Annotated in this window: 20 protein-coding genes and 3 tRNA genes; 8 read left to right on the forward strand and 15 right to left on the reverse strand. The window is 63.0% G+C overall.

Annotated elements, in window-relative coordinates; translation table 11 throughout:
- Positions 1 to 263: 263 nt before the first annotated feature.
- A complete protein-coding gene (pgi, locus tag FAZ95_RS11285; protein ID WP_137332534.1) occupies positions 264 to 1886 on the forward strand; it encodes a glucose-6-phosphate isomerase in 1623 nt (540 codons plus the stop codon).
- 100 nt (positions 1887 to 1986) lie between these two features.
- Here pgi and FAZ95_RS11290 read toward each other — a convergent pair whose 3' ends face one another.
- On the reverse strand, positions 1987 to 2673 hold the full coding sequence (locus FAZ95_RS11290) for an ABC transporter ATP-binding protein (protein WP_137332535.1): 687 nt from the start codon (positions 2671 to 2673) through the stop codon (positions 1987 to 1989).
- An 85-nt stretch (positions 2674 to 2758) separates the two neighbouring features.
- Between FAZ95_RS11290 and FAZ95_RS11295 the strand changes: the two genes are divergently transcribed.
- Complete coding sequence (locus tag FAZ95_RS11295; RefSeq protein WP_137332536.1) at positions 2759 to 3388, forward strand: arylesterase; 630 nt, start codon at positions 2759 to 2761, stop codon at positions 3386 to 3388.
- A 159-nt stretch (positions 3389 to 3547) separates the two neighbouring features.
- Here FAZ95_RS11295 and FAZ95_RS11300 read toward each other — a convergent pair whose 3' ends face one another.
- The 8 genes from FAZ95_RS11300 to tig all read right to left on the reverse strand — a co-directional run bounded on the left by FAZ95_RS11300 (position 3548) and on the right by tig (position 12875).
- Positions 3548 to 5479 (reverse strand): SurA N-terminal domain-containing protein, encoded by a 1932-nt coding sequence (locus FAZ95_RS11300; protein ID WP_137332537.1) that lies wholly within the window; start codon positions 5477 to 5479, stop codon positions 3548 to 3550.
- An 87-nt stretch (positions 5480 to 5566) separates the two neighbouring features.
- Positions 5567 to 5643: transfer RNA gene (locus tag FAZ95_RS11305), tRNA-Asp, on the reverse strand.
- Between the two features lie 336 nt (positions 5644 to 5979).
- Positions 5980 to 6055: transfer RNA gene (locus FAZ95_RS11310), tRNA-Val, on the reverse strand.
- 61 nt (positions 6056 to 6116) lie between these two features.
- The gene (locus FAZ95_RS11315; RefSeq protein WP_007585907.1) at positions 6117 to 6389 is read right to left on the reverse strand and encodes an HU family DNA-binding protein; all 273 of its coding nucleotides are present in this window, start codon (positions 6387 to 6389) and stop codon (positions 6117 to 6119) included.
- 267 nt (positions 6390 to 6656) lie between these two features.
- On the reverse strand, positions 6657 to 9074 hold the full coding sequence (gene lon, locus FAZ95_RS11320) for an endopeptidase La (protein WP_137332538.1): 2418 nt from the start codon (positions 9072 to 9074) through the stop codon (positions 6657 to 6659).
- Between the two features lie 184 nt (positions 9075 to 9258).
- Positions 9259 to 10530: an ATP-dependent Clp protease ATP-binding subunit ClpX gene (gene clpX, locus FAZ95_RS11325; RefSeq protein ID WP_137332539.1), complete on the reverse strand. Its 1272-nt coding sequence runs from the start codon at positions 10528 to 10530 to the stop codon at positions 9259 to 9261.
- Positions 10531 to 10723: 193 nt separating this feature from the next.
- Positions 10724 to 11377, reverse strand: a complete 654-nt coding sequence (clpP, locus tag FAZ95_RS11330; RefSeq protein ID WP_136896416.1) for an ATP-dependent Clp endopeptidase proteolytic subunit ClpP — start codon at positions 11375 to 11377, stop codon at positions 10724 to 10726.
- Between the two features lie 145 nt (positions 11378 to 11522).
- Complete coding sequence (gene tig, locus FAZ95_RS11335) at positions 11523 to 12875, reverse strand: trigger factor (RefSeq protein WP_137332540.1); 1353 nt, start codon at positions 12873 to 12875, stop codon at positions 11523 to 11525.
- Between the two features lie 607 nt (positions 12876 to 13482).
- Between tig and FAZ95_RS11340 the strand changes: the two genes are divergently transcribed.
- A complete protein-coding gene (locus tag FAZ95_RS11340) occupies positions 13483 to 14625 on the forward strand; it encodes a glycerate kinase (protein WP_137332541.1) in 1143 nt (380 codons plus the stop codon).
- 99 nt (positions 14626 to 14724) lie between these two features.
- Complete coding sequence (locus FAZ95_RS11345) at positions 14725 to 15177, forward strand: MarR family winged helix-turn-helix transcriptional regulator (protein WP_137332542.1); 453 nt, start codon at positions 14725 to 14727, stop codon at positions 15175 to 15177.
- A gap of 72 nt (positions 15178 to 15249) precedes the next feature.
- Here the strand turns inward: FAZ95_RS11345 and FAZ95_RS11350 are convergent, their stop codons facing one another.
- The 3 genes from FAZ95_RS11350 to FAZ95_RS11360 all read right to left on the reverse strand — a co-directional run bounded on the left by FAZ95_RS11350 (position 15250) and on the right by FAZ95_RS11360 (position 17394).
- Positions 15250 to 16245, reverse strand: coding sequence for a 2-dehydropantoate 2-reductase (locus FAZ95_RS11350; RefSeq protein ID WP_254699672.1), 996 nt, complete (start codon positions 16243 to 16245; stop codon positions 15250 to 15252).
- A 5-nt stretch (positions 16246 to 16250) separates the two neighbouring features.
- Entirely contained in the window at positions 16251 to 17006 is a 756-nt protein-coding gene (locus FAZ95_RS11355) for a class II aldolase/adducin family protein (RefSeq protein ID WP_137332543.1), read from the reverse strand.
- A 301-nt stretch (positions 17007 to 17307) separates the two neighbouring features.
- Positions 17308 to 17394, reverse strand: a tRNA-Leu gene (locus FAZ95_RS11360).
- Between the two features lie 252 nt (positions 17395 to 17646).
- Here FAZ95_RS11360 and FAZ95_RS11365 point away from each other — a divergent pair.
- Positions 17647 to 18480, forward strand: coding sequence for a squalene/phytoene synthase family protein (locus tag FAZ95_RS11365; RefSeq protein WP_137332544.1), 834 nt, complete (start codon positions 17647 to 17649; stop codon positions 18478 to 18480).
- A 25-nt stretch (positions 18481 to 18505) separates the two neighbouring features.
- Here FAZ95_RS11365 and FAZ95_RS11370 read toward each other — a convergent pair whose 3' ends face one another.
- The 3 genes from FAZ95_RS11370 to FAZ95_RS11380 form a co-directional block, all read right to left on the reverse strand.
- Positions 18506 to 19744: a DUF1501 domain-containing protein gene (locus FAZ95_RS11370; protein ID WP_137332545.1), complete on the reverse strand. Its 1239-nt coding sequence runs from the start codon at positions 19742 to 19744 to the stop codon at positions 18506 to 18508.
- A 111-nt stretch (positions 19745 to 19855) separates the two neighbouring features.
- Positions 19856 to 21538, reverse strand: coding sequence for a DUF1800 domain-containing protein (locus FAZ95_RS11375; RefSeq protein ID WP_137332546.1), 1683 nt, complete (start codon positions 21536 to 21538; stop codon positions 19856 to 19858).
- A 210-nt stretch (positions 21539 to 21748) separates the two neighbouring features.
- On the reverse strand, positions 21749 to 22108 hold the full coding sequence (locus FAZ95_RS11380) for a hypothetical protein (RefSeq protein WP_437437698.1): 360 nt from the start codon (positions 22106 to 22108) through the stop codon (positions 21749 to 21751).
- A 220-nt stretch (positions 22109 to 22328) separates the two neighbouring features.
- Between FAZ95_RS11380 and ompR the strand changes: the two genes are divergently transcribed.
- The 3 genes from ompR to FAZ95_RS11395 all read left to right on the forward strand — a co-directional run bounded on the left by ompR (position 22329) and on the right by FAZ95_RS11395 (position 25155).
- Positions 22329 to 23063, forward strand: coding sequence for an osmolarity response regulator transcription factor OmpR (gene ompR / locus FAZ95_RS11385; RefSeq protein WP_437437699.1), 735 nt, complete (start codon positions 22329 to 22331; stop codon positions 23061 to 23063).
- A 45-nt stretch (positions 23064 to 23108) separates the two neighbouring features.
- Positions 23109 to 24458 carry an ATP-binding protein gene (locus FAZ95_RS11390; protein WP_137332548.1) on the forward strand — a complete coding sequence of 450 codons (1350 nt, stop codon included), beginning with the start codon at positions 23109 to 23111 and terminating at the stop codon, positions 24456 to 24458.
- 190 nt (positions 24459 to 24648) lie between these two features.
- Positions 24649 to 25155: a peroxiredoxin gene (locus tag FAZ95_RS11395; RefSeq protein ID WP_137332549.1), complete on the forward strand. Its 507-nt coding sequence runs from the start codon at positions 24649 to 24651 to the stop codon at positions 25153 to 25155.
- Positions 25156 to 25173: the final 18 nt, after the last annotated feature.

The following is a 25173-nucleotide window of genomic DNA, read 5'->3' on the forward strand; positions in this document are numbered from 1 at the left end:
CGCAGCGGCACGGCGCATGCTCCCCGTGCCAAGTGCACGCCGTTCACCATCGAGGCATGCGCGCCGACACACGACGCCGCTATACTGACCGACTGCGCCGTACATCGACCGCGTCCCGAGCCCGCGCTTCGGACGCACGATCCATCCAAGCACGATCCAAGCACGAGAGCGTGCGCGGCGCAGCGCTGCTTCACGACGACGGACCGCGCGCCAAGCCGGATGCGCGGTCCTCCCTTCGAGCCCCTTCGTAAGACGGACAGTTTATGACGCTGAATACGCTTCCCTCCTGGTCCTCGCTGCAAGCACACTACGAACAGATTCGCGACGCGCGCCTGCGCGACTGGTTCGCGGCCGGCCAGGATGCCTCGCCGACGCGCTCCGAGCGCTTCACGTTCGAAGGCGCGGGCCTTGCCGCCGACTTCTCGAAGAACCGCATCACCGACGAAACCCTGCGCCTCCTGGTGACGCTCGCGCGCGAAGCGGGCGTCGAGGCGCGCCGCGACGCGATGTTCGCGGGCGAAATCGTCAATCCGACCGAAGGCCGCGCGGCGCTCCACACCGCGCTGCGCGCGACGAGCGCGAGCGCCCCGTTCCACGCGGAAGTCGCTGCCGAACGCGCGAAGATGGCCGCGTTCGCGAACCAAGTGCGCGACGGGCATTGGACCGGCTACACCGGCAAGCGCATTCGTCACGTCGTCAACATCGGCATCGGCGGCTCGGACCTCGGGCCGAAGATGGTCGTCCACGCGCTGCATCATCTCGCGACGCCCGAGATCGCCACGCACTTCGTCTCGAACGTCGACGGCGCCGATCTCGCGCGCGTGCTCGAACAAGTCGACCCGGAGGAAACGCTCGCGATCATCGTCTCGAAGACCTTCACGACGCTCGAAACGATGACCAACGCGCTTTCGCTGCGCGACTGGTTCATCGCCAAAGGCTGTCCTGAGAGCGCGCTGGCGAAGCACTTCGTCGGCGTGTCGGCGAACCCGAACGAAGTGGTCAAGTTCGGCATCGCGAAGGAGAACGTGTTCGAAATGTGGGACTGGGTCGGCGGACGCTATTCGCTCTGGTCGGCGGTCGGCTTGTCGATCATGATCGCGATCGGCCCCGATCAGTTCGACGAACTGCTGGCCGGCGCCAACGACATGGACGAGCACTTCAAGAACGCGCCGCTCGAACGCAACCTGCCGGTGCTGATGGGACTGATCGGCATCTGGTATCGGAACTTCTTCGGCTCGCAGAGCTATCTGGTGGCGCCATACTCCGAAGCGCTGCACTTTCTGCCGTCCTATCTGCAGCAGCTCGAGATGGAGAGCAACGGCAAGTCCGCGCGGCTCGACGGCGCATTCGTCGACTATCCGACCTCCGCGGTCACGTGGGGCGAGCCGGGCACCAACGGCCAGCATGCGTTCTTCCAGATGCTGCACCAGGGCCCGACGATCGTGCCGATCGACTTCATCGCCGTGCTCACGCCTGAGCATCCGCTCGCGAGTCATCATCCGAAGCTGCTCGCGAACTGCTTTGCGCAAAGCGAAGCGCTGATGCTCGGACGCACGCTCGAGGAAGCGCACAAGGTGGCCGGCCCGGACAAGCCCGAGCTCGTGCCGCACCTGGTCTTCCCCGGCAACCGCCCGACGACGACCCTGCTGCTCGACGCGCTGACTGCCCGCTCCCTCGGCGCGTTGATCGCGCTCTACGAGCATAAGGTGCTCGTGCAGGCATCGGTCTGGAATATCAACCCCTTCGATCAGTGGGGCGTGGAGCTTGGGAAGATTTTGGGCAAGGTCGTCGAAGCGGATCTGACTGCCGCATCGGTCGACGAGAAGAAGCACGATTCGTCGACGTCGGCGCTGATCGCGCGCGCTCGCGCGGCGCTCAAGCGCTGACGTTCTTTCTAGCGCGCGACGAGTAGCGGGCGAGGCAGCCGCGTGGCCCTCGCCCGTAGCGTATCGGCGCTCATCGAGAGCGCCGTCTTATGTTTGCCGCTCAAACGATGCGCCCCGCGTCGATCGTCACCGTCGTATCGCAGCGACGCGCCAGCTCGACATCATGCGTCACCAGCACGAGCGTCGCGCCATTCGCACGATTCATCTTGAACATCAAATCGATCACCGCGTGACCGGTCGCGGCGTCGAGACTGCCTGTCGGTTCGTCGGCGAAGAGAATCGCCGGATGCGTGACGAATGCGCGCGCGAGCGCAACGCGCTGCTGCTCACCTCCCGACAACAGCTTCGGATAGTGCGTCGTCCGCTTCCCTAAGCCGACGTGCTCGAGCAGCTCGCGCGCCCGCGACGACGCATCGCGCGCCGACATCCCGCTTTGCAACTCGAGCGGCAGCATCACGTTCTCGAGCGCCGTGAGATGCGGCATCAGTTGGAACGACTGGAACACGAAGCCGACCGAGCCGTTTCGCAAGCCCGCCCGCTCGTCTTCCGAAAGCGTCGTCAGTTCATGGCCGAGCAGCCGAACCGAGCCCGAGCTCGCGCTGTCCAACCCCGCGAGCAAGCCGAGCAGCGTCGACTTCCCCGAGCCCGACGCGCCGACGATCGCCACGCTGCTGCCCGGCATGATCGACAAGTGGATATCATCGAGAATCGTCAGCTCGCCGGTGGCATCCTTGACCCTCTTGGACAAACCCCGCACTTCAATGATCGGATCGGTATTTTTCAGCATGAAGAAGCGTCGATTGAATTTGCGCCCCCGCTCATCGAGCAAGCGGCGTTCCGCGTGCCGTGCATTGTGCGCCACGCTTTGTACCATGCTTGCCGGCACCGCGTTCGGCCCGGCGGCCGTGCATGCCGCGCTCGCCGCCAATGGCGCGCCCGCCAAGCCTGTGATCGTCGTGCTCGGCGACAGCATCTCGGCCGAATACGGGCTGCCGCGCGACACCGGCTGGGTGGCGCTGATGCGCCAGCGTCTTGCGGATGAGCGAATCGATTATAGCGTCGCGAACGCGAGCATCAGCGGCGACACCACGAGCGGCGGACGCGCCCGCATGCCCGAATTGATGGAGCGCCTGAAGCCTTCCATCGTGATCGTCGAGCTCGGCGCCAACGACGCGCTGCGCGGCGTCCCGCTTTCGACGACCGAAGACAACCTGCGCACGATCATCGAACAGGCGCGCCAAGGACACGCGAAAGTCGTGCTGATCGGGATGTACGTCCCCCCGAATTACGGCCTGGACTACACGCAGAAGTTCCACGGTCTCTACGGCACGCTATCGAAGGAAATGCACGTGCCGCTGGTGCCGTTTCTGCTCGCCGGCATCGAGAACAAACCGGAGATGTTCCAAGCCGATCAAATTCATCCGACGCAGCAGGCACAACCGGCACTGCTGAATAACGTGTGGCCGACACTCAAGCCGTTATTGCACCCGGCGACTCGGTAAGAAGTATTACGAAACGCCGACATTTTGCGCCTATCACGCCGGATCCGATTCGCTGAACGGACGGCAATAAAAAAGGTTCTTCACGTCGAGTCGTGAAGAACCTTCTTTTATAGCGTGCCGCGATCGCAAGCGCCTCTAACGAAGCGCTTGGACCGAAGATCATTCGCCGCCGCTCTGCGACGAACCGAGATTGCCGTACAGCTTGACCTTCGAGCGCGCGCGCAGCGAATCGATATACGCCTGCATCTCCAATTGCGCGTTCGCCTGCGCAATCTGCTGCTGGGCAGCCGCGAGCTTTTGCGGATCGATCGCCGGACCCGGCAGCACAGCGTTCACGCGATAGATCGCATAGCCGTCAGCACCGAGATCGACGCCGACGTACGCCGGCAACTTCTGCGCATCGGCCTTGAATACGGCGCTCAACACGGCAGGCGGCACGCCTTGCGCGTCAGCGCGCGACACTTTCACTTCAGGCGAGAAACCCGTGGTCGACTTCGACTTCTGCAAGTCGGCGAGCTTCGCCGCGCCGTCCTTGCGCGCCAATTCCACCGACTGTTCGGCGATGTACTTCTGCCGCACCGCGTCCTTGATCGTGTCGAGCGCCGGTACCGCGGCCGGTTTGTAGTCGGTCACGCGTGCGGCGATCAACGTGCTGTTGCCGACATCGATCGCCTGCGTGTTGTTCTTGTCCTTCACCGAATCGCTCGCGAACACGGCGGCCAGGAACTTCGCATTGTTCAACGGGCTATCCGGCGGCATCGTTGCGTTGGGCTTCGGCGAGACGGTCGCCGTCTGGATCGGCAGCTTGTACTTGTCGGCGGCGGGCTGCAGGCTCTTTGCCTGCTCGTAGACGGTCGACGTGAAGCCGTCGGAGTCGTCCGAGAACGTCTTGGCAGCGAGTTGCGTCTTCAAGTCCTTCACGATGTCGTCCTTCACCGAGTCGAACGGCTTCGTCAGGGACGGCTTGACGTCCGTCGCCTTCAAGATGAGGTAGCCGACATCGGTCGTCACCACATCGCTGATTTCATCCTTCTTCAGCTTGAATGCGGCATCGTCGAACGCGGCGCCGCCGGCCATCATCTTCGGGCCGAAGTAGCCGAGATCGCCACCCTTCGCTGCCGACAACGGATCTTGCGAATTCTGCTCCGCGATCTTCGCGAACTGGTCGGGATGCGCCTTGACCTCGGCGAGCAACGCATCGGCCTTTTGCTTGGCCTTTGCCTTCTCATCCGCGCTCACGCCTTGCGGCGCCGAGATCAGGATCAGGCTCGCGCGCATTTGCGGCTGCGTCTCGTAGCGGGCGATGTTGTCGTCGTAGTACTTCTTCAAGTCGGCATCGCTCGGCTGGACCGACGCAGCAAGCGTCGCCGGCGACAGCACGAGATATTGAATCGTCGCCGTTTCCGGTGTTGCAAAATCGTTGCGATGGCTGTCGTAGTAGGACGCGAGTTGAGCGTCGGTCGGCTGCACCTTCGACGCATAGTCGCTCGCGCGCAGCACCAACCCCTGCACGGCGCGCTGCTGCGAAGCGATGTCAGCCAGATGCTGAGCGAGGCTCTTCGGCGTGAATGCGCTCGCTTGGATGCTATCCGGAATCTGCTCCATCGAGAGGCCGTAGCGCACACGCTCGTCGTATAGCTCCGGCGTCATGCCTTGCATCGCGAGCAATTGCTTGTAGCGGTCGACGTCGATCGAACCGTCCGGCTTGCGCAGCGACGAAATCACCGGGTCAGCGAGCAGCGCACGGCGCACGGCATCGTCGGATGCCGTCAGATGCTCGCGTTGCGCCTCGTCGGCGAGCGAGCGCTGTTGAATCAAGCTATCCAGAATCTCTTGCCGACGCTCGGGCGTATCGATCATCTTCATGTCGAATTGGGCGCCAAGCATCTGGCGCGCCTGATCGATTTGTTGGCGCAACGTGTTGTCATACTCGACACGCGTGATCTTGCGTCCGTTGACACTCGCGACATTCGCGCTTTCGTCGAAGAACCCACGGAAACCCTGAATGCCCACGAAGCCCAGCCCCGGCACGATGACGAGGATGAGCATGAACATCATCAGGCGCTTGTGATTGCGAAAGAAGTCGAGCATGCGTGAAGGAATGCGTTTGACAAAACGCCCGATATTACAACAGCGGGCAGAAAAAAAGGCGAACCGAAGTTCGCCTTCTAGGCAGACTGGCGGAGTGGACGGGACTCGAACCCGCGACCCCCGGCGTGACAGGCCGGTATTCTAACCGACTGAACTACCACTCCTTGAACTTGCGCGCTGCGTTGCAACGTGAGCGAGTCGCCCTTTGCGTCTAGCCTTCTTTCGAGGCATCCGCTCGGGGAAACGAGCAGTATACGACGAAAAGGGGACTGCGTCGAAGCCTTTGTCGGCTTCGGACCGCACTGGCCGACCCATACATCCGATCCATGAACTGGATCAACTCGATCCCACGTAGAACGAAGTGTTTGCCGTGTTCGAATGCGCCAACGCATCCGCGCCATGTCCGATTACGACGACAATAAAAAACCCGCAGAGCCAATAGCCTTGCGGGTTTCTAGCACTACCGGACGACGCGCTGTACCGTCGCGGGCGAAACGGAATGGTGGGTGCTGAGAGGCTCGAACTCCCGACCTACGCCTTGTAAGGGCGCCGCTCTACCAACTGAGCTAAGCACCCATCCCGTGTTTCGCAAGCGCTGGCTAACGACCGAAGCAAACCTCGTCAACCAGCGAGCCCGCTAGTTTAGCGCATCTTTCAGAGCTTTGCCAGGCCTAAACTTCGGAACTTTTGCTGCCTTGATCTTGATCGCCGCGCCGGTGCGAGGATTGCGGCCCGTGCGCGCCGTGCGCTTGCCGACGGCAAACGTACCGAAACCGACGAGCGTTACCGAGCCGCCCTTCTTCAACGTGCCTTTGACTCCTCCAATCACCGCATCGAGCGCACGTCCCGCTGCCGCTTTCGAAATGTCGGCTTGTTGCGCGATGTGGTCGATTAATTCCGTCTTATTCATTCCAAGCCCCCGAGAATGGTTGTTGGGCAATCATGAAAAAAGCGCCATCAGGCGCGGGAGAATAGAGCACAGCAGGCGCTGAGCCTGCCCATTAGAAGTGGACGAAACACCCCTGTCAACAAGGGTTGCGCCGGATTTGGAATACCTTTTTTAGATTTGTTTGACAGCGTTGCATGGGACCCAAGTAAGCGCTAAAGCGCCAACTTGGGTCGACACAAAAAAAGCCCGGGGGCAAGCCCCGGGCTTTCGGTCCAGAACGACTGTCGTTCAGTGCTTCACGACTTCGGCAGCGCCGGCATCCGTAGCCGCTTCGGCGACGGGCGTCGCTTTCGGCTCCTCTTCGGGCAACGGCTCGGGCACCCGCTCGAGCGCGAGTTCGAGCACCTTGTCGATCCAGCGAACCGGCACGATTTCGATCGCGTTCTTCACGTTGTCCGGAATTTCCGTCAAATCCTTGACGTTTTCTTCCGGGATCAGCACGAGCTTGATGCCGCCGCGGTGCGCTGCGAGCAGCTTTTCTTTCAAGCCGCCGATCGGCAGCACTTCGCCGCGCAGCGTGATTTCGCCCGTCATCGCGACATCGGCACGCACCGGGATACCCGTCAACACCGACACCAGCGCGGTCGTCATCGCGATACCGGCCGACGGACCATCCTTCGGCGTTGCGCCTTCCGGCACGTGGATGTGGATGTCCTGCTTCTCGAACGCCTCGTCCTTCACGCCAAGACGGCGCGAGCGCGAACGCACCACGGAGCGCGCAGCCTCGACCGACTCCTTCATCACGTCGCCGAGCGAACCCGTGCGGATCACGTTGCCCTTGCCCGGCATCGCGGCCGCTTCGATCGTCAGCAGATCGCCGCCGACTTCCGTCCAAGCGAGACCCGTGACCTGACCGATCTGGTTTTCCTTCGCCGCGAGTCCGAAGTCGTACTTGCGCACGCCGAGGAAGGTGTCGAGATTGCTGCTGTCGACCTTCACCGCGCCTTCCGCCCTCTTCAGCAGAAGCATCTTCACGACCTTGCGGCAGATCTTCGAGATTTCACGCTCGAGCGAACGCACGCCCGCTTCACGCGTGTAGTAACGAATGATGTCGCGAATCGCCTCTTCCGCGACCTCGATCTCACCTTCCTTCAGGCCGTTGTTCTTCTTCTGCTTCGGCAGCAGGTAGCGCTGCGCAATGCTGACCTTCTCGTCTTCCGTGTAGCCGGACAAGCGGATGACTTCCATCCGGTCGAGCAACGGCGGCGGGATGTTCAGCGAATTCGACGTCGCGACGAACATCACGTCCGACAGATCGAAATCGACCTCGACGTAGTGATCGGCGAACGTATGGTTCTGCTCCGGATCGAGCACTTCGAGCAACGCCGACGACGGATCGCCGCGGAAATCCATGCCCATCTTGTCGACTTCGTCGAGCAGGAAGAGCGGATTGCGCACGCCGACTTTGGTCAGGCTCTGCAGAATCTTGCCCGGCATCGAACCGATGTAGGTACGGCGGTGACCGCGAATCTCGGCTTCGTCCCGCACGCCGCCGAGCGCCATGCGCACGAACTTGCGATTGGTTGCGCGCGCAATCGATTGGCCAAGCGACGTCTTGCCGACGCCCGGAGGCCCGACGAGGCACAGGATCGGGGCCTTCACCTTATCGACACGCTGTTGCACCGCGAGGTACTCGAGAATGCGTTCCTTCACCTTCTCGAGACCGAAGTGATCTTCGTCGAGCACGCGTTCTGCATTCGAGAGGTCGTTGTTGACCTTGCTCTTCTTGCGCCACGGCAGGCCGATCAGCGTATCGATGTAGTTGCGCACGACCGTCGCTTCAGCCGACATCGGCGACATCAGCTTGAGCTTCTTCAGCTCGGCATCGGCTTTCTTCTTGGCTTCCTTCGGCATGCGCGCGGCGCTGATGCGCTTCTCGAGCTCTTCGAGATCCGCGCCCTCTTCACCTTCGCCCAGTTCCTTCTGGATCGCCTTGACTTGCTCGTTCAGGTAGTACTCGCGCTGGCTCTTCTCCATCTGACGCTTCACGCGCCCACGGATGCGCTTTTCCACCTGGAGAATGTCGATCTCGGCTTCGAGCTGTGCGAGCAGATGCTCGAGGCGCTCGACAACCGGGAACATTTCGAGGATGTGCTGCTTTTGATCGAGCTTGAGCGGCAGGTGCGCGGCGATCGTATCCGCCAGGCGGCCAGCCTCATCGATACCCGACAGCGACGTCAGAATCTCCGGCGGAATCTTCTTGTTCAGCTTCACGTACTGATCGAATTGCGACACGATCGCGCGGCGCAGTGCTTCCGTTTCCGCGCTGTCGGCGTGGTCGGGTTCGAGCGGCATCACTTCGCAAGAGAACTGCGTCTCCTGCTCTTCGATCGACAGCGTCTTGGCACGCTGAAGACCCTCGACGAGCACTTTCACCGTGCCGTCGGGCAGCTTCAGCATTTGCAGGATGTTCGCGATACATCCCACTTCGTACATGTCTTTTTCGGTCGGCTCATCCTTGGCCGCCGTCTTTTGTGCAACAAGCATGATGTGCTTGCCGCCCTCCATCGCCACCTCGAGCGCCTTGATCGACTTCGGGCGGCCGACGAACAGCGGTATCACCATGTGCGGGAAAACGACGACATCTCGCAGCGGCAGCAGCGGGAGCGTGGTGCGCTCCGAAGGAAGGAGTTGGGTTCCTGACATTTCGTTTCCCCATGAGTGGAATCAGTTCTTTCAGTAATTGAGGCCAGCGCTACGTATTGCAAGCCATCGCGAGTGGGAAAAATTCAGTGCAGTCAATAAACAGTCAGTGTCACCCACAAGATAAACGAAAAAAGCCGCCCACGTTGCCATGAACGGCTTTTTTATGAAACTCACCGAAAGCCGATCAGTTGGAACCCGCCACTTTCGGCGCGTCCTCATAGATCAATAACGGTTTGCCGTCGCCGTCGATGACATTGTCATCGATGATGACCTTGCTGACCCCTTTCATCGCCGGCAACTCGTACATCACATCGAGCAATGCCTGTTCCAGAATGGAGCGCAACCCGCGTGCGCCCGTTTTGCGGCGAATCGCCTTGCGCGCCACGGCCTGCAGCGCCGCCGGCCGAATCTCGAGCTCGACGCGCTCCATCGCAAACAACTTGTGATATTGCTTGACGAGCGCGTTCTTCGGCTCGACGAGAATTTTCATCAGGGCGGCCTCATCGAGCTTGCCGAGCGTCGCGACGACCGGCAGGCGACCAATCAATTCGGGGATCAGACCGAATTTGATCAAGTCTTCGGGCTCGACTTCGCGAAGCACTTCGCCCGCGTCGCGATCCTGCTTGCTTTTCACGGTTGCGCCGAAGCCAATGCCGGTCTTTTCCGTACGGTCGGTAATGACTTTTTCCAAGCCGTCGAACGCGCCGCCGCAGACGAACAGGATGTTGGTCGTATCGACTTGAATGAAATCCTGGTTCGGGTGCTTGCGGCCGCCCTGCGGCGGTACCGACGCCATCGTGCCCTCGACGAGCTTCAGAAGCGCCTGCTGCACGCCCTCGCCCGACACGTCGCGGGTGATCGACGGGTTATCGGACTTGCGGCTGATCTTGTCGATTTCGTCGATGTAGACAATACCGCGCTGCGCCTTGTCGACTTCGTAGTTGCAATTCTGGAGCAGCTTCTGAATGATGTTTTCGACGTCCTCGCCGACATAGCCGGCCTCGGTCAGCGTCGTTGCATCCGCGATCACGAACGGCACGTTCAGAAGGCGCGCGAGCGTTTGCGCAAGCAGCGTCTTGCCCGAACCGGTCGGGCCGATCAGGAGAATGTTGCTCTTCGACAGCTCGATGTCGTCTTTCTTGTCGAGGTGCTTGAGCCGCTTGTAGTGGTTGTAGACCGCCACAGCGAGAATCTTCTTCGCGCGTTCCTGCCCGATCACATATTGATCGAGGATGTCGCGAATTTCCTGCGGACTCGGCAAGTCCGATTTGGACAGGCCCGTGTCGCTACCCGCGCCCGCTGCTTCGTCGCGAATGATCTCGTTGCACAGATCGATACATTCATCGCAGATGAAGACCGACGGGCCTGCAATCAGTTTCTTGACCTCATGCTGGCTCTTGCCGCAAAACGAGCAATACAACAGCTTCTCGCTGTTCGAACCTTTCTTGTCCGCCATGGATATATGAGCCTCCGGACACTCGAATGACATGGTACGCCGTTTCCCGACCTCTCCAAATTCGGGGTCGGTACATATTGGCGAAACGTGCGTATGACGGCGTCTTGCCGCCGGCGCTCAGACCTATTATCGACTATTTCATGGCGCCGCTTGAGTCGGCATTCGCCCTATTTAGGGACGAATGCCGACGGTATCAAGGGCGTTTGTGCATCACTTGGTCGACGAGCCCGTAAGCCTGCGCGTCGTCGCCCGACATAAAGTTATCGCGGTCGGTATCGCGCGCAATGCGCTCGACCGGCTGCCCGGTGTGGTGCGCGAGCAACTGGTTAAGCCTTTCCTTCAAATAGAGAATCTCGCGCGCCTGAATTTCGATGTCCGACGCCTGACCGCGCGCACCGCCCAGCGGCTGGTGGATCATCACGCGCGCATTCGGCAGCGCGAAGCGCTTACCCTTCGCGCCCGCAGCCAGCAGGAACGCGCCCATGCTTGCGGCAAGACCCATGCACAGCGTGGACACGTCCGGCTTGATGAACTGCATCGTGTCGTAGATCGCCATCCCGGCCGATACCGAACCGCCCGGGCTGTTGATGTACAAGTTGATGTCCTTGTCCGGGTTTTCGCTTTCGAGGAACAGCAACTGCGCAACCACGAGATTCGCTGTCTGGTCGTTCACTTCGCCGACCATGAAGACGATGCGCTCTTTCAGGAGCCGCGAGTAGATGTCGTACGAACGCTCGCCTCGGCCGCTCGTTTCCACGACGATCGGAACGAGCCCGAGCGCCTGCGCTTCCAGATCCCGCGGCGCGTGGGAGGCCAACGTGTCCAGCAATTGAGCGCGTGAGGTCATGCAATGGGTCCTTGTTCGGAATTAGTCTTGACGGCCAAGCAAAGCGGCGAGCGACTCTGCGGCAGACACTGCACGCCACGCCACAACAGAAAAAAATGGCGTGCGGGCCGTCGCTCCGACAGCCGGCACGCCGTTGCATCGACGCTTAAGCTTGCGCTTGCGCCGTTGCGCTTGCCAGCGCTTCGAAGCTCACTTCCTTGTCCGTCACCTTGGCCTTGCCGAGCACGAATTCGACGACGTTGCTCTCAACGACGTACGCTTCCATTTCAGCCAGGCGTTGCTGGTTGGAATAATACCAGCGGACGACTTCCTTCGGGTCTTCGTAGCTTTTCGCGAATTCGTCGACTTCGGCACGGATCTGCTCAGGCTTCGCTTCGAGCTTGTTTTCCTTCACGAGCTCAGCGAGCACGAGGCCGAGCTTCACGCGGCGCTCGGCTTGCTCCTTGAACATTTCCGCAGGAATCGGCGCGCTGGCCGCGTTCGGCACGCCGCGTTGTGCGAGATCCTGGCGCGCCATCTCGACGAGACGCTCCTGGTCTTGTTCGATCAGTGCGTTCGGCACGTCGAGTTCGGCGATCTTCAGGAGCGCGTCCATCACTTGATTCTTGACGATGGCCTGCGTGCGGCGCTTCGCTTCGCGCGCGAGGTTTTCCTTGATCTCGGCGCGCATCTTCGTCAGATCGCCGTCGGCGATGCCGAGCGACTTCGCGAATTCTTCGTTGATCTCCGGCAGGTGCGGCCATTCGATCTTCTTCATCGTGATCGTGAATTGCGCCGTCTTACCCGCCACGTCCTTGCCGTGGTAGTCCTCGGGGAACGTCAGGTCGAATTCGCGCGCTTCGCCGACCTTCAGGCCCGTTGCCGCCTTTTCGAACTCGGGCAGCATGCGGCCTTCGCCCAATACGAAGCCGAAGTCCTCGGCGCTGCCGCCTTGGAACGCGACGTCGTCGATCTTGCCGACGAAGTCGACCGTCACGCGATCGCCCTCTTGTGCCGCGACGTCCGCGCCGCCGTCACCGTGCTCGCCGGCTTCGCCGCGCGCGTGGAAGTGCACGCGCTGCTTACGCAGGATGTCCAGCGTACGGTCGACTTCGGCTTCCGAGATCGTGGTCACGGTGCGCTCGATTTCCGCTGCTGCCACATCGCCCAGCTTCACTTCCGGATAGACCTCGAACGTGGCGTCGAACGCGAACGCTTCGTCGCCGGCGCCTTCCTTCGGGCTGAAGCTCGGCTGGCCCGCCACGCGCAGGTTCTCGGCGCGGCTGATGTCGAAGAATTGCTTGCCGACCTTGTCGCTCAGCACTTCGGCCTCGACCTGGCCCGAGTACTGTTGCGTCACCATCTTGAGCGGTACCTTGCCAGGGCGGAAACCCGGCATGCGAACGTTCTTCGCGAGTTGGCGGATACGCGAATCGACTTCCTTCTGCACCACCTCTTTCGGCAGGGAAATCGTTACGCGGCGTTCGAGCTTGCCGAGGTTTTCTACAACGTTAGCCATGGCTTCAATCGTCCTAAAATTATTCAAGCGAATCAGTTATCTATACCGCGCCGTGCCGATGTATCGCGCTGGATTTTGCGCGGCGGCGGGGCGTTCGCATGTGCGTTGCGCCACCAGGCAAAACCTGGCGCGCCGCATGCGTCGCAAACCCGCCACCCGGGCATTACCCAACGTCTTTCGTCTATCGCTCGGGCAGGTTTCTCGCGGGCGGCGTTCTCGCCGCCTTCCTGCTATTTGCCTCTGACGGTTACCGCCTAGTCTCGGACTACTCGGACTCGTCACCGGCTTTTCGCCCGCTTCCCTTGCTGCGGGCAGCACGGTTTGGATCGGAAGAATCGAATATTCTAGCAAACTATTCATCCGGCAAGCCCAGATTCAGAGTTCGCACGCATAGCGCGCACGGAATCGAGCGTTGTTCCGACTGTTTTTACCTCTTGCGGGCTAATCAAACCGGCCGGCGGCGCGCAATATAGCGGCAATTGCGGCTATGCCGTCCGGCTTATTCGGGGATGCCTGTGCGGCTGATAAGCTAGCGCACGAGGTCGCAACCGCGTCCAACGCTGCGCCGGCCTCGTTTTGCAACAACTCCAATCAATCCAGAGACACCATGTCGAATCCAACGCCCTCGCCCGTCGTCGTCATCGCTCCCGATTCCTTCAAAGGCTCGCTCTCCGCCGAGCAGGTTGCGCAAGCCATCGCTGACGGCATCCGGCGCGCGCGACCGGACGCCGTGGTGCGCCTGTGTCCGATGGCCGACGGCGGCGAAGGCACGCTCGACGCGATGCTCGCGCGCGGCGGCGAACGGCGCGTCCTGCGCGTGCGCGGCGCATCGGACGCAGCACGCGACGCCGCCACCGGGCTCTTGCCCGACGGCAGCGCGATCGTCGAGACGGCCGAGATCGTCGGCATCACCGACGAAGTCGGTATGAGCGTGCCGGTCGAGGCGCGCGACTCGCGCGGCATGGGCGAAGCGATTCGCGCGCTGCTCGACGCCGGCGTGCGCAAGTTCTTCGTCGCGCTCGGCGGCAGCAGCACCAACGACGGCGGCGCGGGCCTCCTGGCCGGCCTCGGCGTGAAGTTCTTCGACGCGAACGAGCGCGAGCTCGCGCCGACGCCCGACCAGCTCGCCGGGCTCGCTCGCGTCGATGTGTCGAATCTCGATCCGCGGCTGGCGCAGGCGTCGTTCGTGGGCATGTCCGACGTCGACAATCCGCTGACGGGCGAGCACGGCGCCACCGCCATCTTCGGTCCGCAGAAAGGCGTCAAGCCGGAACAGGTCGCAGCGATCGATCGCGTCCTCGCCCGCTTTGCCGATCTGATCGAGCCCGCGCTCGGGCGCACGGTGCGCAATCAGGCCGGCGCGGGCGCAGCGGGCGGGCTGGGCTTCGCGCTGCACCTGCTCGGCGCGCACTTCGAGCCGGGCGCGGAGGTCGTCGCGACGCAGGTCGGGCTCGACGCCGCCCTCGAAGGCGCGAACTGGCTCATCACCGGCGAGGGCCGCTCCGATGTGCAGACCCTGCACGGCAAGGCGCCCTACATCGCCTGCCGCCACGCGCGCGCGGCGGGCGTGGCGGCGACGCTCTTGTCGGGCGCAGTCGACGCGGCCGCGCTGCCTCGGCTGTCGGAGCACTTCACTGGCTGCTTCTCGCCGGCGCCCGGTCCGATCACGCTCGAGGTTGCGATTCGCGACGCTGCGCGGCTGCTTGCGAACGAGGCCGAGCAGCTCACGCGCTTGAAGTACGGTTCATGAGGTGCGTGACGTTCGCGAAATAGTGCGTTGACCGGCCAACCGGATGCAGCAACAATTCCATCGCTAGCCGCATCCACCAAGACGACCAACGGGAGCACTATGAAGGCCGCCGCCAAAGCCGGGCTCGATCAGTTCTTGACCTATCGCATGCATGTGCTGAACAAGTTGTCCGACCGCGGAATTAGCGAGCTCTATCAGACGAAGCTCGACATCACGCTTCCGGAAGCGCGCGTGATTGCATCGGTCGGTTCGTTCGGACCGTTCTCGATCATGAACCTCGCGAAGCATGCGAACCTCGACAAGAGTCAGGCAAGCCGGGCCGCCGAGGCGCTGATCAAGCGCGGGTTGGTCGAGCGGGAAACGAGCGTCGAAGACGGCCGCGTCGTGCTCATTTCGCTGACGGAAGAAGGCCGCGCGCTCTATCGCAAGGTCATGCCGATCGCGCGCAAGTGGAACGCCGATTTGTTCGATTGCCTCGACGAGAAAGAACGCGAAGCGTTCGGGAACGCGCTCAACAAGGTGATCGCGAGAGCGTTGACCCATGACGATTGACGCAGCGTTCGCACAATAGAAAAGCGCGCCTCGGCGCGCTTTTTCTTTGAAGATTCAACTCCGGCTCGCCGGTCATAACCCACTATTCGCCGCACGTTGCCGCAGCAGACCGAGCACGGCGTCGCAGTAGGGTGTTGGAACGCCAAGCTTGCGGCCCAACTCCGGAAACACGCCGAGTATCGGCTCGATTTCGAGTGGCCGCCCGGCCTCCATATCCTGCAGCATCGAGGTCTTGAACGCACCGAGCTTGCGTGTCACAGCGACGCGCTCGGGCGGCGTCATGCCCGTCGACAACCCGAGCCGCGCGCCGATCGCCTCGGCCTCCTCCATCATCCTCAGCACGAGCGCATGCGTGAGCGGATCGTCCAGTAGACGATCGGCCGTCGAGCCGGTCAATGCGGAGAGCGGATTCATGTTCATGTTGCCCCACAGCTTCGCCCAGATCTCCGTGCGAATGTCGCCCGATTCGACCGCGTCGAAGCCTCCGGCCGCGAGCGCCGACGTCAGCTCCCGCGCACGCTCGACGAGCGGCTCGCGCGACGCGCCGACGATCAGCCGGTTGCCGCGCCCGCGCCGGATCACGCCAGGCGCATCGGAAGACGACGACAAATGCACCACGCAGCCGATCGATTGGGCACAAGGCAAGGCGGCCGACACCACGCCGTTCGGATCGACGGCCTCGATGGTTTGCCCCGAAAGCGGCCCATCGACGCCGTCGAGAAACCACCACGGCAAACCGTTCATCGCCGCCACGATCGTCGTGTCGGGGCCCACGAGCGGACGCAGGCTCGCCGCGATGTCCGGCAACGCCTGCGCCTTGAGCGCGATCACCACGCAGTCCTGCACGCCCAGTGCCGCGGCATCGTCGCTCGCGTCGACGGCGACGCTGGTCTCGTTGTCGCCGTCGACGATGCGAATGCCGTTTGCGCGTATCGCCGCGAGCGTCTTGCCGCGCGCGAGCACGCTGACGTCGTGTCCGGCGCGCGCGAGCGCCGCGGCGAGCAATCCGCCGATCGCCCCTGCGCCGACCACGGTCGTCCGCATTGCCTGACCTGCTTGTGGCGCCATGACTGTCACTCCTTGTAAGACGGATCGATGCGCTCGACCTGGCGCAGCAGCGCGTCCAGCACGTCCTGGCCCGCACCGAATTTCGGATCGAATTGCAGCGAGTCGCGCGTGCAGCGCGCGGCGACCTCCGGCGTGATGTGCCGGGCGGGGCCCAGCGCCGCGGTCGCAAGCTGAATCTCGCACGCGCGATTGAGCGTCCACAGACGCGCAAACGCCTGCGCGATCGTCGTGCCGATCGCCAGCAGACCGTGATTGCGCAGAATCAGAAGCCGCTTGTCGCCGAGGTTGGCGACGAGGCGCGGCCCTTCGTCGGCACGTACCGTGATGCCCTCGAAGTCGTGATACGCGACCATCCCTTCGAGCTGCGCGGAATAGAAGTTCGAATTCTCGAGGCCGGCCTCCGAGCACGCGACGGCGAGCCCCGCCGTGGTATGCGTGTGCATGACGCAATGCGCGTCCGGCAGCGCCCGATGAATCGCCGCATGCACGACGAAACCGGCCGGGTTCACGCGATGCGTCGATTCGCCGACCACGCGTCCGTCGAGATCGATCTTGACGAGATTCGACGCGGTGACTTCCGTGTAGTGCAGACCAAACGGATTGATCAGGAAGTGCGTGTCGGGGCCGGGCACGCGCAAGGTGATGTGGTTGTAGATCAGCTCGGTCCAGCCGAGCATCGCGAAAATGCGGTAGGTGCCGGCCAATTGCACGCGCAATGTGCGCTCGTCGGCGGCCTGGTTTGCGGGTTCCGCAACATCCATCTCGATCTCCTGTCGATCAGAGTTAGCGCTTTAGCGCCTACTCGGGTCCCATGCAAAGCTCGCACGCTTCGCGTGCAGCACGTGAGAACAGTGCTTCGACCGGAGCAGAATAGGTCAAATTAGTTGCGCGCGCAACCAATTTGACGCGATGCTGCGCCACGCGGAAAAACCACGCGGATCACGTTCGCCAACTGGAATCGCAGGAAGAAGCAGACAGCACAAGCCACACGCGCATGAGGCGCGCGGGCCTTGCAAAATCCAATAAAGGGGACAAGCGGAGTATTTCGACCGACAGAAGTCGTGGTGCGAGGGAGGGGACTCGAACCCCTACACCCTTGCGGGCGTCAGGACCTAAACCTGGTGCGTCTACCAATTTCGCCACCCTCGCAACCGGATGCCACGCATTGCACGCGGCGTCCGCTGTATGGCGCGCTTTTCGGTGCTCGCGCCCGCCCCTCGCGGGCCGGACAAGCGGGTCGGTCAAACCCCCGCATCGAAAAGTGCAAGCGCGAGATTCTAACTGATTCACACCGCGTTGTCTGCAACTCTCGACACGCCTCGATGCTAGAATCCCCGACTGCCCGCAAAGCGACATCGTGCCTCTTGCGGCGCAATCCGCATCCTCCAAGTCCCCGCTCAAGTGAATTTCGACGAATATTGCCAGCAAAAAGCGGCGCCGCCCGGCTCGAGCGCGTACTACGCGCTGCGCCAGGCGCCGCTCGCGCGCCAGCCTCTTCTCACCGCGCTCTTCGCGCTGCGCCGCGAGCTCGAAGAAACCGTGAAGGAAACGAGCGACCCGACCGTCGGCCGCACCAAGCTCGCGTGGTGGCAAAAGGAGACGGCGGCGCTGGCCGCTGGACAGCCGTCGCATCCGGTGTCGCTCGCGCTCGCCGCGCACTGCAGCGACGTGCGGGCGGAAGAAGGCGCGCTGCAAGCGCTCGTCGCCGGCTTCGAGATGGATCTCGATCAGGCGCGCTACCTCGATTTTCCGAATCTGCGCCGCTATATCGAGCACGTCGGCGGGACCTTCGCGGGGACGGTCGCGCGTGCCACGGCGCGCGATCCGCTAAGCGCCGAGCGATGGGCCAAGCCGATCGGCAATGCGCTGATGCTCGCGCAGTTCGTGCAGGAGCTGGGCAATGACGCGCGCCATGGCCGCATCTATATTCCGATCGACGAACTGCAGCGCTATCAGGTGACGGCGGCCGATCTGATCAACCGGAAATACAGCGCGGCGTTCACCGAACTGATGCGCTTTCAAACGAGCCGTGCGCGCGACGCGCTGAAGGCGGCGCTGGCCGGCATTCCGATCGCCGAGCGCGGCACGCAGCGTACGCTGCGCGCGCAAATCGCGCTTGCGCTGTCCGTGCTCGAAGAAATCGAACGCGACGGCTACCAGGTGCTGCACCAGCGCATCGCGTTGACGCCGATCCGCAAGCTGTGGATCGCGTGGCGCGCGGCGCGCAAAGGCTAGCCGGCGCTCGTTGCGCGGCGCGGCGCTAGACCCGCAGCAACGGCAGCGGCTCGAAGCGCTGTCCCAGCACGCTCGACGCGTCGAGCCCCCACCACGGCCCGAGCACGGTCGCATAGATCTGCCGGAAGTCCACCCCGACAGGCAGATTGCCGTTTCCATCCAGCCGGGCGAGATCGGGCGCCACGCCGTAAAGTCCGCCGCGCACGAGTCCACCCGTCACGAAGTGCGGCGCGACGGTCCCGTGATCCGTGCCGTTGCTCTCGTTCTCGCGCGGGCGCCGGCCGAACTCCGCGTAGGTCACGACGAGCGTATTGTCCCAGCGCCCGAGTTCCACCAGCGCCGCGCGCATCGACGCGAAGCCGTCCGCCAGTTGCTTGAGCAAGGCCGCCTGTTGACCGGGCTGGTTCTGGTGCGTGTCGAAACCGTTCAAGGTCAGGCGGATCACCGCGACGCCCTGCCCGGCTTTCGGCCGTCCCTGCGGCGTATCGCAGGCGGCGAGCACCTGCATCGCCGTCTTGATCGAGGTACCGAATGCGCCGCCGGGAAAGGCCGTCTTCAGTTGATACTCGCCGTCGCGCGCCGCACCGTTGACGGCGGGCCGCAAGCGGTCGGCGGCTTTCACGATGTCGTTCTCGACGTCGAGAATGTGCTCGAGCTCGGGGTTGCGTTCGTGCAGCGAGACAGGCGTCGCAAGACGCGAGGCGCGCACGAACTGCGTTGGATTCACGAGCGCGATCGCACGCGCACCGTTCGTCAGCGGGCCCATTTCGGCGCTGCCGATCACCACGCCGTCGGCCGCGAACGTCGACGGCACCGGCGCCTGCGCGAATGCGCGCGTCAGCCACCCTTCCCGCAAATATTCGTCGGAGCGCGACGCCGTGTCCCAGATCTCGATCGACCGGAAATGCGACAGGTTCGGTTGCGGATAGCTGACGCCTTGGACGATCGCCAATTGCTTGGCTTGCCAAAGCGGCATCATCGATTGCAGCGACGGATGCAGCGCAGTGCGATCGTCGAGCTGAATCAGCTGCTCGCGCTTGATGCCGATGTTCTTGCGCAGCGTCCGGTAGGCCGGATCGGCGTAGGGAACGACGGTGTTCAGCCCGTCGTTGCCGCCCTTGAGCTCGACGAGGATCAGCAGGTTGCGGTACGTTCGCGGCGACGCGCCGGCGGCATTGCGCGGCGGCTCGCCGGCGAACGACTTAGGCAACCAAAGCGAAACGCCGGTCGCGGCGGTTGTCGCCAGAAAATCGCGTCTCTTCATGCTGCACCTCGTTCGATTGTCGCGTCGCACGCGGCGTGCCCACACTCGGCCGCGGCGTTTCCATCGTTGTCGCTCGTTTCGTGTACGTGCTCGCCGAGCGCGCGCACGGGCTTATTTGAGCTGATATGCCGGGTCCATCAACAACGCCTCGAGATAGGCGCTGCCGGTCGAATCGGTATCGATCGCATCGACAGGCGGAATCGGCAAAACCGCATGCTGCAATTGCAACTCGACCGACAAGCCGGGCTTGCCGCCCGGCGCGGCGCCGAATTGCGCGAGCCAGCCGTCCAGGTCGAAGCGCATGCCGCCCTGCCCGGCTTTGGCCATCGCTTTCTGCGCCTGCGTGCTGGCCGCCGGCATGGTTCGGCTTGCGGCAAGCATGCCGCCACCGGCCGTGCTCATACCGCCAGCGCCGACCGCACCCGAGCCGGCCGCGCCTAGGGCGGCCCCGCCTATCTTCATCGGATGCGGCTTACCCGCTTCGGTCGCTCGGAACAGCTGCTCGACGAATTGCTTGCGTGCGAGCAGCGTCGAGCTGTTGATCCACGTCTGCCCGCCCGGCCACCCCTTCACGTTAGGCGGATAGAACAGGTTTTCACCGAAGTTCCGAATGGCGCCGGCGAACGGCTCGGTGCCGTCGTAGGCCACGTCGAATTCGCGCAGCGTCCCGACGACGAACTCAACCGGCGACTTCACCAGCACGCCGCGGTTGTCCTCGTTCCAGAACGCATCGGAAAGGAACAGCCCGCGCAGCGCCACTTTGATATCGTAGTGGCTCGCCCGGAAGCGATCGGCGATCGGCTCGATCTGCGCCACATCGGGCGTCTCGGAGACGAATTCGCGCCAAAGCTCGGTGGCCACGAGCGTCGCCGTCTCGGGCTGGGCGAGCAGGATGTCGAGCACTTGGTCGCCGTCGAGCGGGCCCGTTTGGCCGAGCACCGTCTTCAAGCCGTCGTCATGCAACTGCGGCCGGAAGACGAATGCCTGCGTGTCCGGATCGACGCCCCAGCCGGTGTACGCACGCGCGGCTTCCGACACGTCTCGCTGCGAATAGTGGCCCTCGCCGAGCGTGAAGAGCTCCATCACCTCGCGCGCGAAGTTTTCGTTCGGTCTGCCTTTGCGATTGCTCGCGCCGTCGAGATAAAGCAGCATCGCCGGGTCTTTCGCGACGTCGTGCAGCATCACCCCGAAGTTGCCGAGCGCTTCGCGCCGCAACAGCTCGTCCTGCGCGAGCATCACCTGCGGATAGCCGACCTTGTCCTGGCCCGACGTGAAGTGGTTGTGCCAGAAGAGCGTCATGCGCTCGGTGAGCGGCGACGGCGTGACCACCATCTCGCGGACCCACCACGCGCGCAGCGCTTCGTAGCGCTGGCCGCGCGTCTGCTGCTCGGCGCGGCGCTCGTCGGGTGTCCATTCCTTCTGCTCGGCGCGCGTCGGAATCGGCTCGCCGGCCCAGACCGGCAATGGTGTGACGGCTTGCGTGCGCGCGCCCGCGAGCACCTTGTCGACCGCCTGCTCGCGCGAGAGGCCAACGTATTGCGCGACTTCGTTGGAGTCGGGCGCGAAACCCACGCGGGTCAGGAAAAAGCGCGCGTCGTTCGCGTCGAGAAGCGCCTGATCGGGACCGTCGGGAGCGACGACGTGCGCTTTGTGACGCTTCGCCTTGAGCGGATGAACGGCGCTCGCGGCTTGCGCTTGCGCGTCGCGCACCGTCAGCGCCGAGAGTCCGGCCGCGAGCGCCAGGACGCATACGGTCACCGATAGCCTGATCGTCAAAGCGGATTGGATTTTCATCGTCTGTCGCTCAGAACATCTGATTGATAGTCTGGCCCGGACCGCACGAATCGCTACGGGAATTGTGCTACTCAACGGCGCGTTTCGCCGTTAAGTTGACGATGAAATTGCTACGAAATTTTTCGATGACGACAGGCATTCAATTCGCGCAGCCAAACGTTTGCGAATTGAAATTTTCGAATCGAAATGCGCCATATCCGCTGAATCGAATCAGCGCTTGTAAAGCTCGCGTACAGCGTCTTCAATATGTTGGCGCAGAAGGCGGCGCTCTTCTGGCGTCATGTGGCCGTCGCGGCGCTGTCGATCGAGATCGGGTGGGACGGCCGCACGCACGATGGCGTCGGACGCGGAGTGATCAGGCGGTACGGGGTGATCCGCACGGACGGGCTGAGCCACTTTGCGGCGAGTTGCCTGATGCCATTGGGAAGGATGTTCGCTGAACGACTCGGCGTGAACCCAAACCGGGCTGGCCGCGCTGGCAAGACCGCCGGCCAAAGCTAGCGCGACCATTTTGATGCGCGCATTCGGCCAAACCCCTCCGGTCATCTTGTTCCCTTCGTCGTGCGGCAACCGGCTACCTCGAATTACTTGTGCGAACCCGCTGAGAAAGTCGGGTGTATCGGATGATGTGAAATGGGTGATATGGATTGAAGTATCTACCGAACGGCCGGGTTCCGTAAAGGAGTGTACGCAAGCATGCTTTACGCCGTGCCACATGCCAGGTAAATTTTGTAACTGACTGTAACCCCAGAAATCCCGCGCCCGCGCTCACCTTTCTAATCGCGCTAAGATGCCGACCATGGAAACCAAAAACCCCTCGAAAATCCTCGTAGTCGACGACGATCCGCGCTTGCGCGACCTGTTGCGGCGCTATCTCGGCGAACAAGGCTTCAATGTCTACGTCGCCGAAAATGCGCCGTCGATGAACAAACTTTGGGTTCGCGAGCGTTTCGATCTGCTCGTGCTCGACCTCATGCTGCCCGGCGAGGACGGCCTGTCGATCTGCCGGCGTCTGCGCGGCAGCAACGACCGCACGCCGATCATCATGCTGACCGCCAAGGGCGAAGACGTCGATCGCATCGTCGGCCTCGAAATGGGCGCCGACGACTACCTGCCGAAACCTTTCAATCCTCGCGAGCTCGTCGCACGCATTCATGCAGTGCTGCGCCGCCAGTCGCCGTCCGAACTGCCGGGCGCGCCGTCGGAGACGACCGAAGTCTTCGAGTTCGGCGAATTCGCCTTGAATCTCGCCACGCGCACGCTCACGAAGTCCGGACAGGAGATTCCGCTCACGACCGGCGAGTTCTCCGTGCTCAAGGTGTTCGCGCGCCATCCGCGTCAGCCGCTGTCACGCGAAAAGCTGATGGAGCTCGCGCGCGGCCGTGAATACGAAGTGTTCGACCGCAGCCTCGACGTGCAGATCTCGCGTCTGCGCAAGCTGATCGAGCCCGACCCGAGCAGCCCGCGCTTCATCCAGACCGTCTGGGGCCTCGGCTACGTCTTCATCCCCGACGGCGCGGCTTGAGGCGCTCCCGTCGTACTCGCCACACTCACTCGATAAGAAGGGCCCATGCGCATCGACCGGCGCCTTATGACGCACGCGTTCGGCGGGCTCTTCTGGCGAACCTTTCTGCTGATCGCACTGCTCATCGCAGTCAGCCTGGCCGCGTGGTTTCAGAGCTTTCGCGTGATCGAGCGCGAACCGCGCGCCCAGCGCGTCGCGTTGCAGCTCGTTGCGATCGTCAAGCTCACGCGCACCGCACTCCTTTATTCCGATCCCGACCTGCGGCGCGCGCTGCTGCAGGATCTGGAGAGCAATGAAGGCGTGCGCGTCTATCCGCGAGAAACCACCGACAAGTACAAGCTGCAGCCCGACGAGTCGCTCAACCGGCTGATCGAGCATGACGTCCGCGGGCGCCTGGGCGAAGACACGATCATCGCGCAATCGGTCAACGACATCCCAGGCGTGTGGATCAGCTTCAAGATCGACGACGACGACTACTGGGTCGCCCTCGACCGCGATCAGCTCGATAACGTGACCGGCCTGCAATGGGCCGGCTGGGGTGTTTTCGCGCTGGCGCTATCGCTATTCGGGGCGGCGTTCATCACGAGTCTCGTGAACCGGCCGTTCGCGCGTCTGGCAATCGCGGCGCGCAAAGTCGGCTCGGGGCAATCGCCCGAGGCGCTGCCCGAGCGAGGCATGGGCGTGGCGGCCGAAACCAACCGCAGCTTCAACCAGATGGTGCGCGACCTCGAGCAGCTCGAGGCCGATCGCGCCTTGATGTTGGCGGGCATTTCGCACGACCTGCGCACGCCGCTCGCGCGTCTGCGTCTGGAGACCGAGATGAGTCCGTCCGACCAGGCGACGAAGGACGCGATGATCGACGACATCGAGCAGATGGACATGATCATCGGCCGCTTCCTCGATTACGCACGTCCGGTGCAGCGCATGCCGGAACCGGTCGACCTTTCGTTGATCGTGGGGGAAATGGCCTCGCGCCTGGCAGGCGAAGACGGCGTGCGGCTGATCACGCGGCTCGCGCCGTCGGCAGTCATCGAAGCCGATGCGACCGATGTGCGGCGCGTGGTCGGCAATCTGCTGGAAAACGCCCGCAAGTACGGCCACAGCGAGAACGACGGCATCCCGCACATCATGCTCGAGACCCGCGTGTCGCATTCGCGCGTGGAGCTGTCGGTGCTCGACGAAGGCCCCGGTATCCCCGAGGATCAGCTGCCGCTCGTCACCCGTCCGTTCTACCGCGTCGATACGGCGCGCACGCAGGCGAGCGGCACCGGCCTCGGCATGGCGATCGTGCAGCGGCTCGTGGGCCGCCACCGCGGCGCGTTGCGGTTGCGCAACCGGTCGCCGGGCCCGGGACTCGAAGTCACGATCGAGTTCCCGCTCGCCCGAGGCGGCTGAGCGCCCCCTCCGGTACGGGAGCCGTGGCGACGCCAGCGAACGGCCCGTCATCGTACGACGATACTGGTAGACAAAATCTACCAATTTGAGAAATTCAATAGAGCCAGAGATTGACCCATTCATCGCTGCCGTTACACTGAGCCAGTCGCTCGATTCGGTAGTTTTCTCAACTTCACAGTGGAGTAGCCGCATGAAGACCGTGGGCGACAAACTCGAGGCATTCACCGTTACGGCCGCCAAGCCCGGCTTTAACCACTACGAAGAAAACGGCCAATCGGCGTTCGAAGAAATCACGGAAACGTCGTTCTCGGACAAGTGGAAAGTCATCTATTTCTACCCGAAAGATTTCACGTCCGACTGCCCGCGGGAAATCATCGAATTTGCGAAGCTGCAGAAGGACTTCGCCGAGCGCGACGCCGTGCTGCTCGGCGGCAGCGCCGACAACGAGTTCGTGAAGCTGGCCTGGCGCCGCGAGCACAAGGACCTAAGCAAGCTGAACCACTATGCGTTCGGCGACGTGAAGGGCGAACTGATCGACCAGCTCGGCGTGCGCGACAAGGAAGCCGGCGTCGCGCTGCGCGCGACCTTCATCGTCGACCCGGACAACACGATCCAGCACGTTTCGGTAAACAACCTGGACGTCGGCAGTAACCCAAAAGAGATCCTGCGGATTCTGGCCGGTCTGCAAACCGGCTAGCTGGGCGCGTGCGGCCGC

The sequence above is a fragment of the Trinickia violacea genome, assembly GCF_005280735.1.
Lineage (GTDB): Bacteria > Pseudomonadota > Gammaproteobacteria > Burkholderiales > Burkholderiaceae > Trinickia_A > Trinickia_A violacea.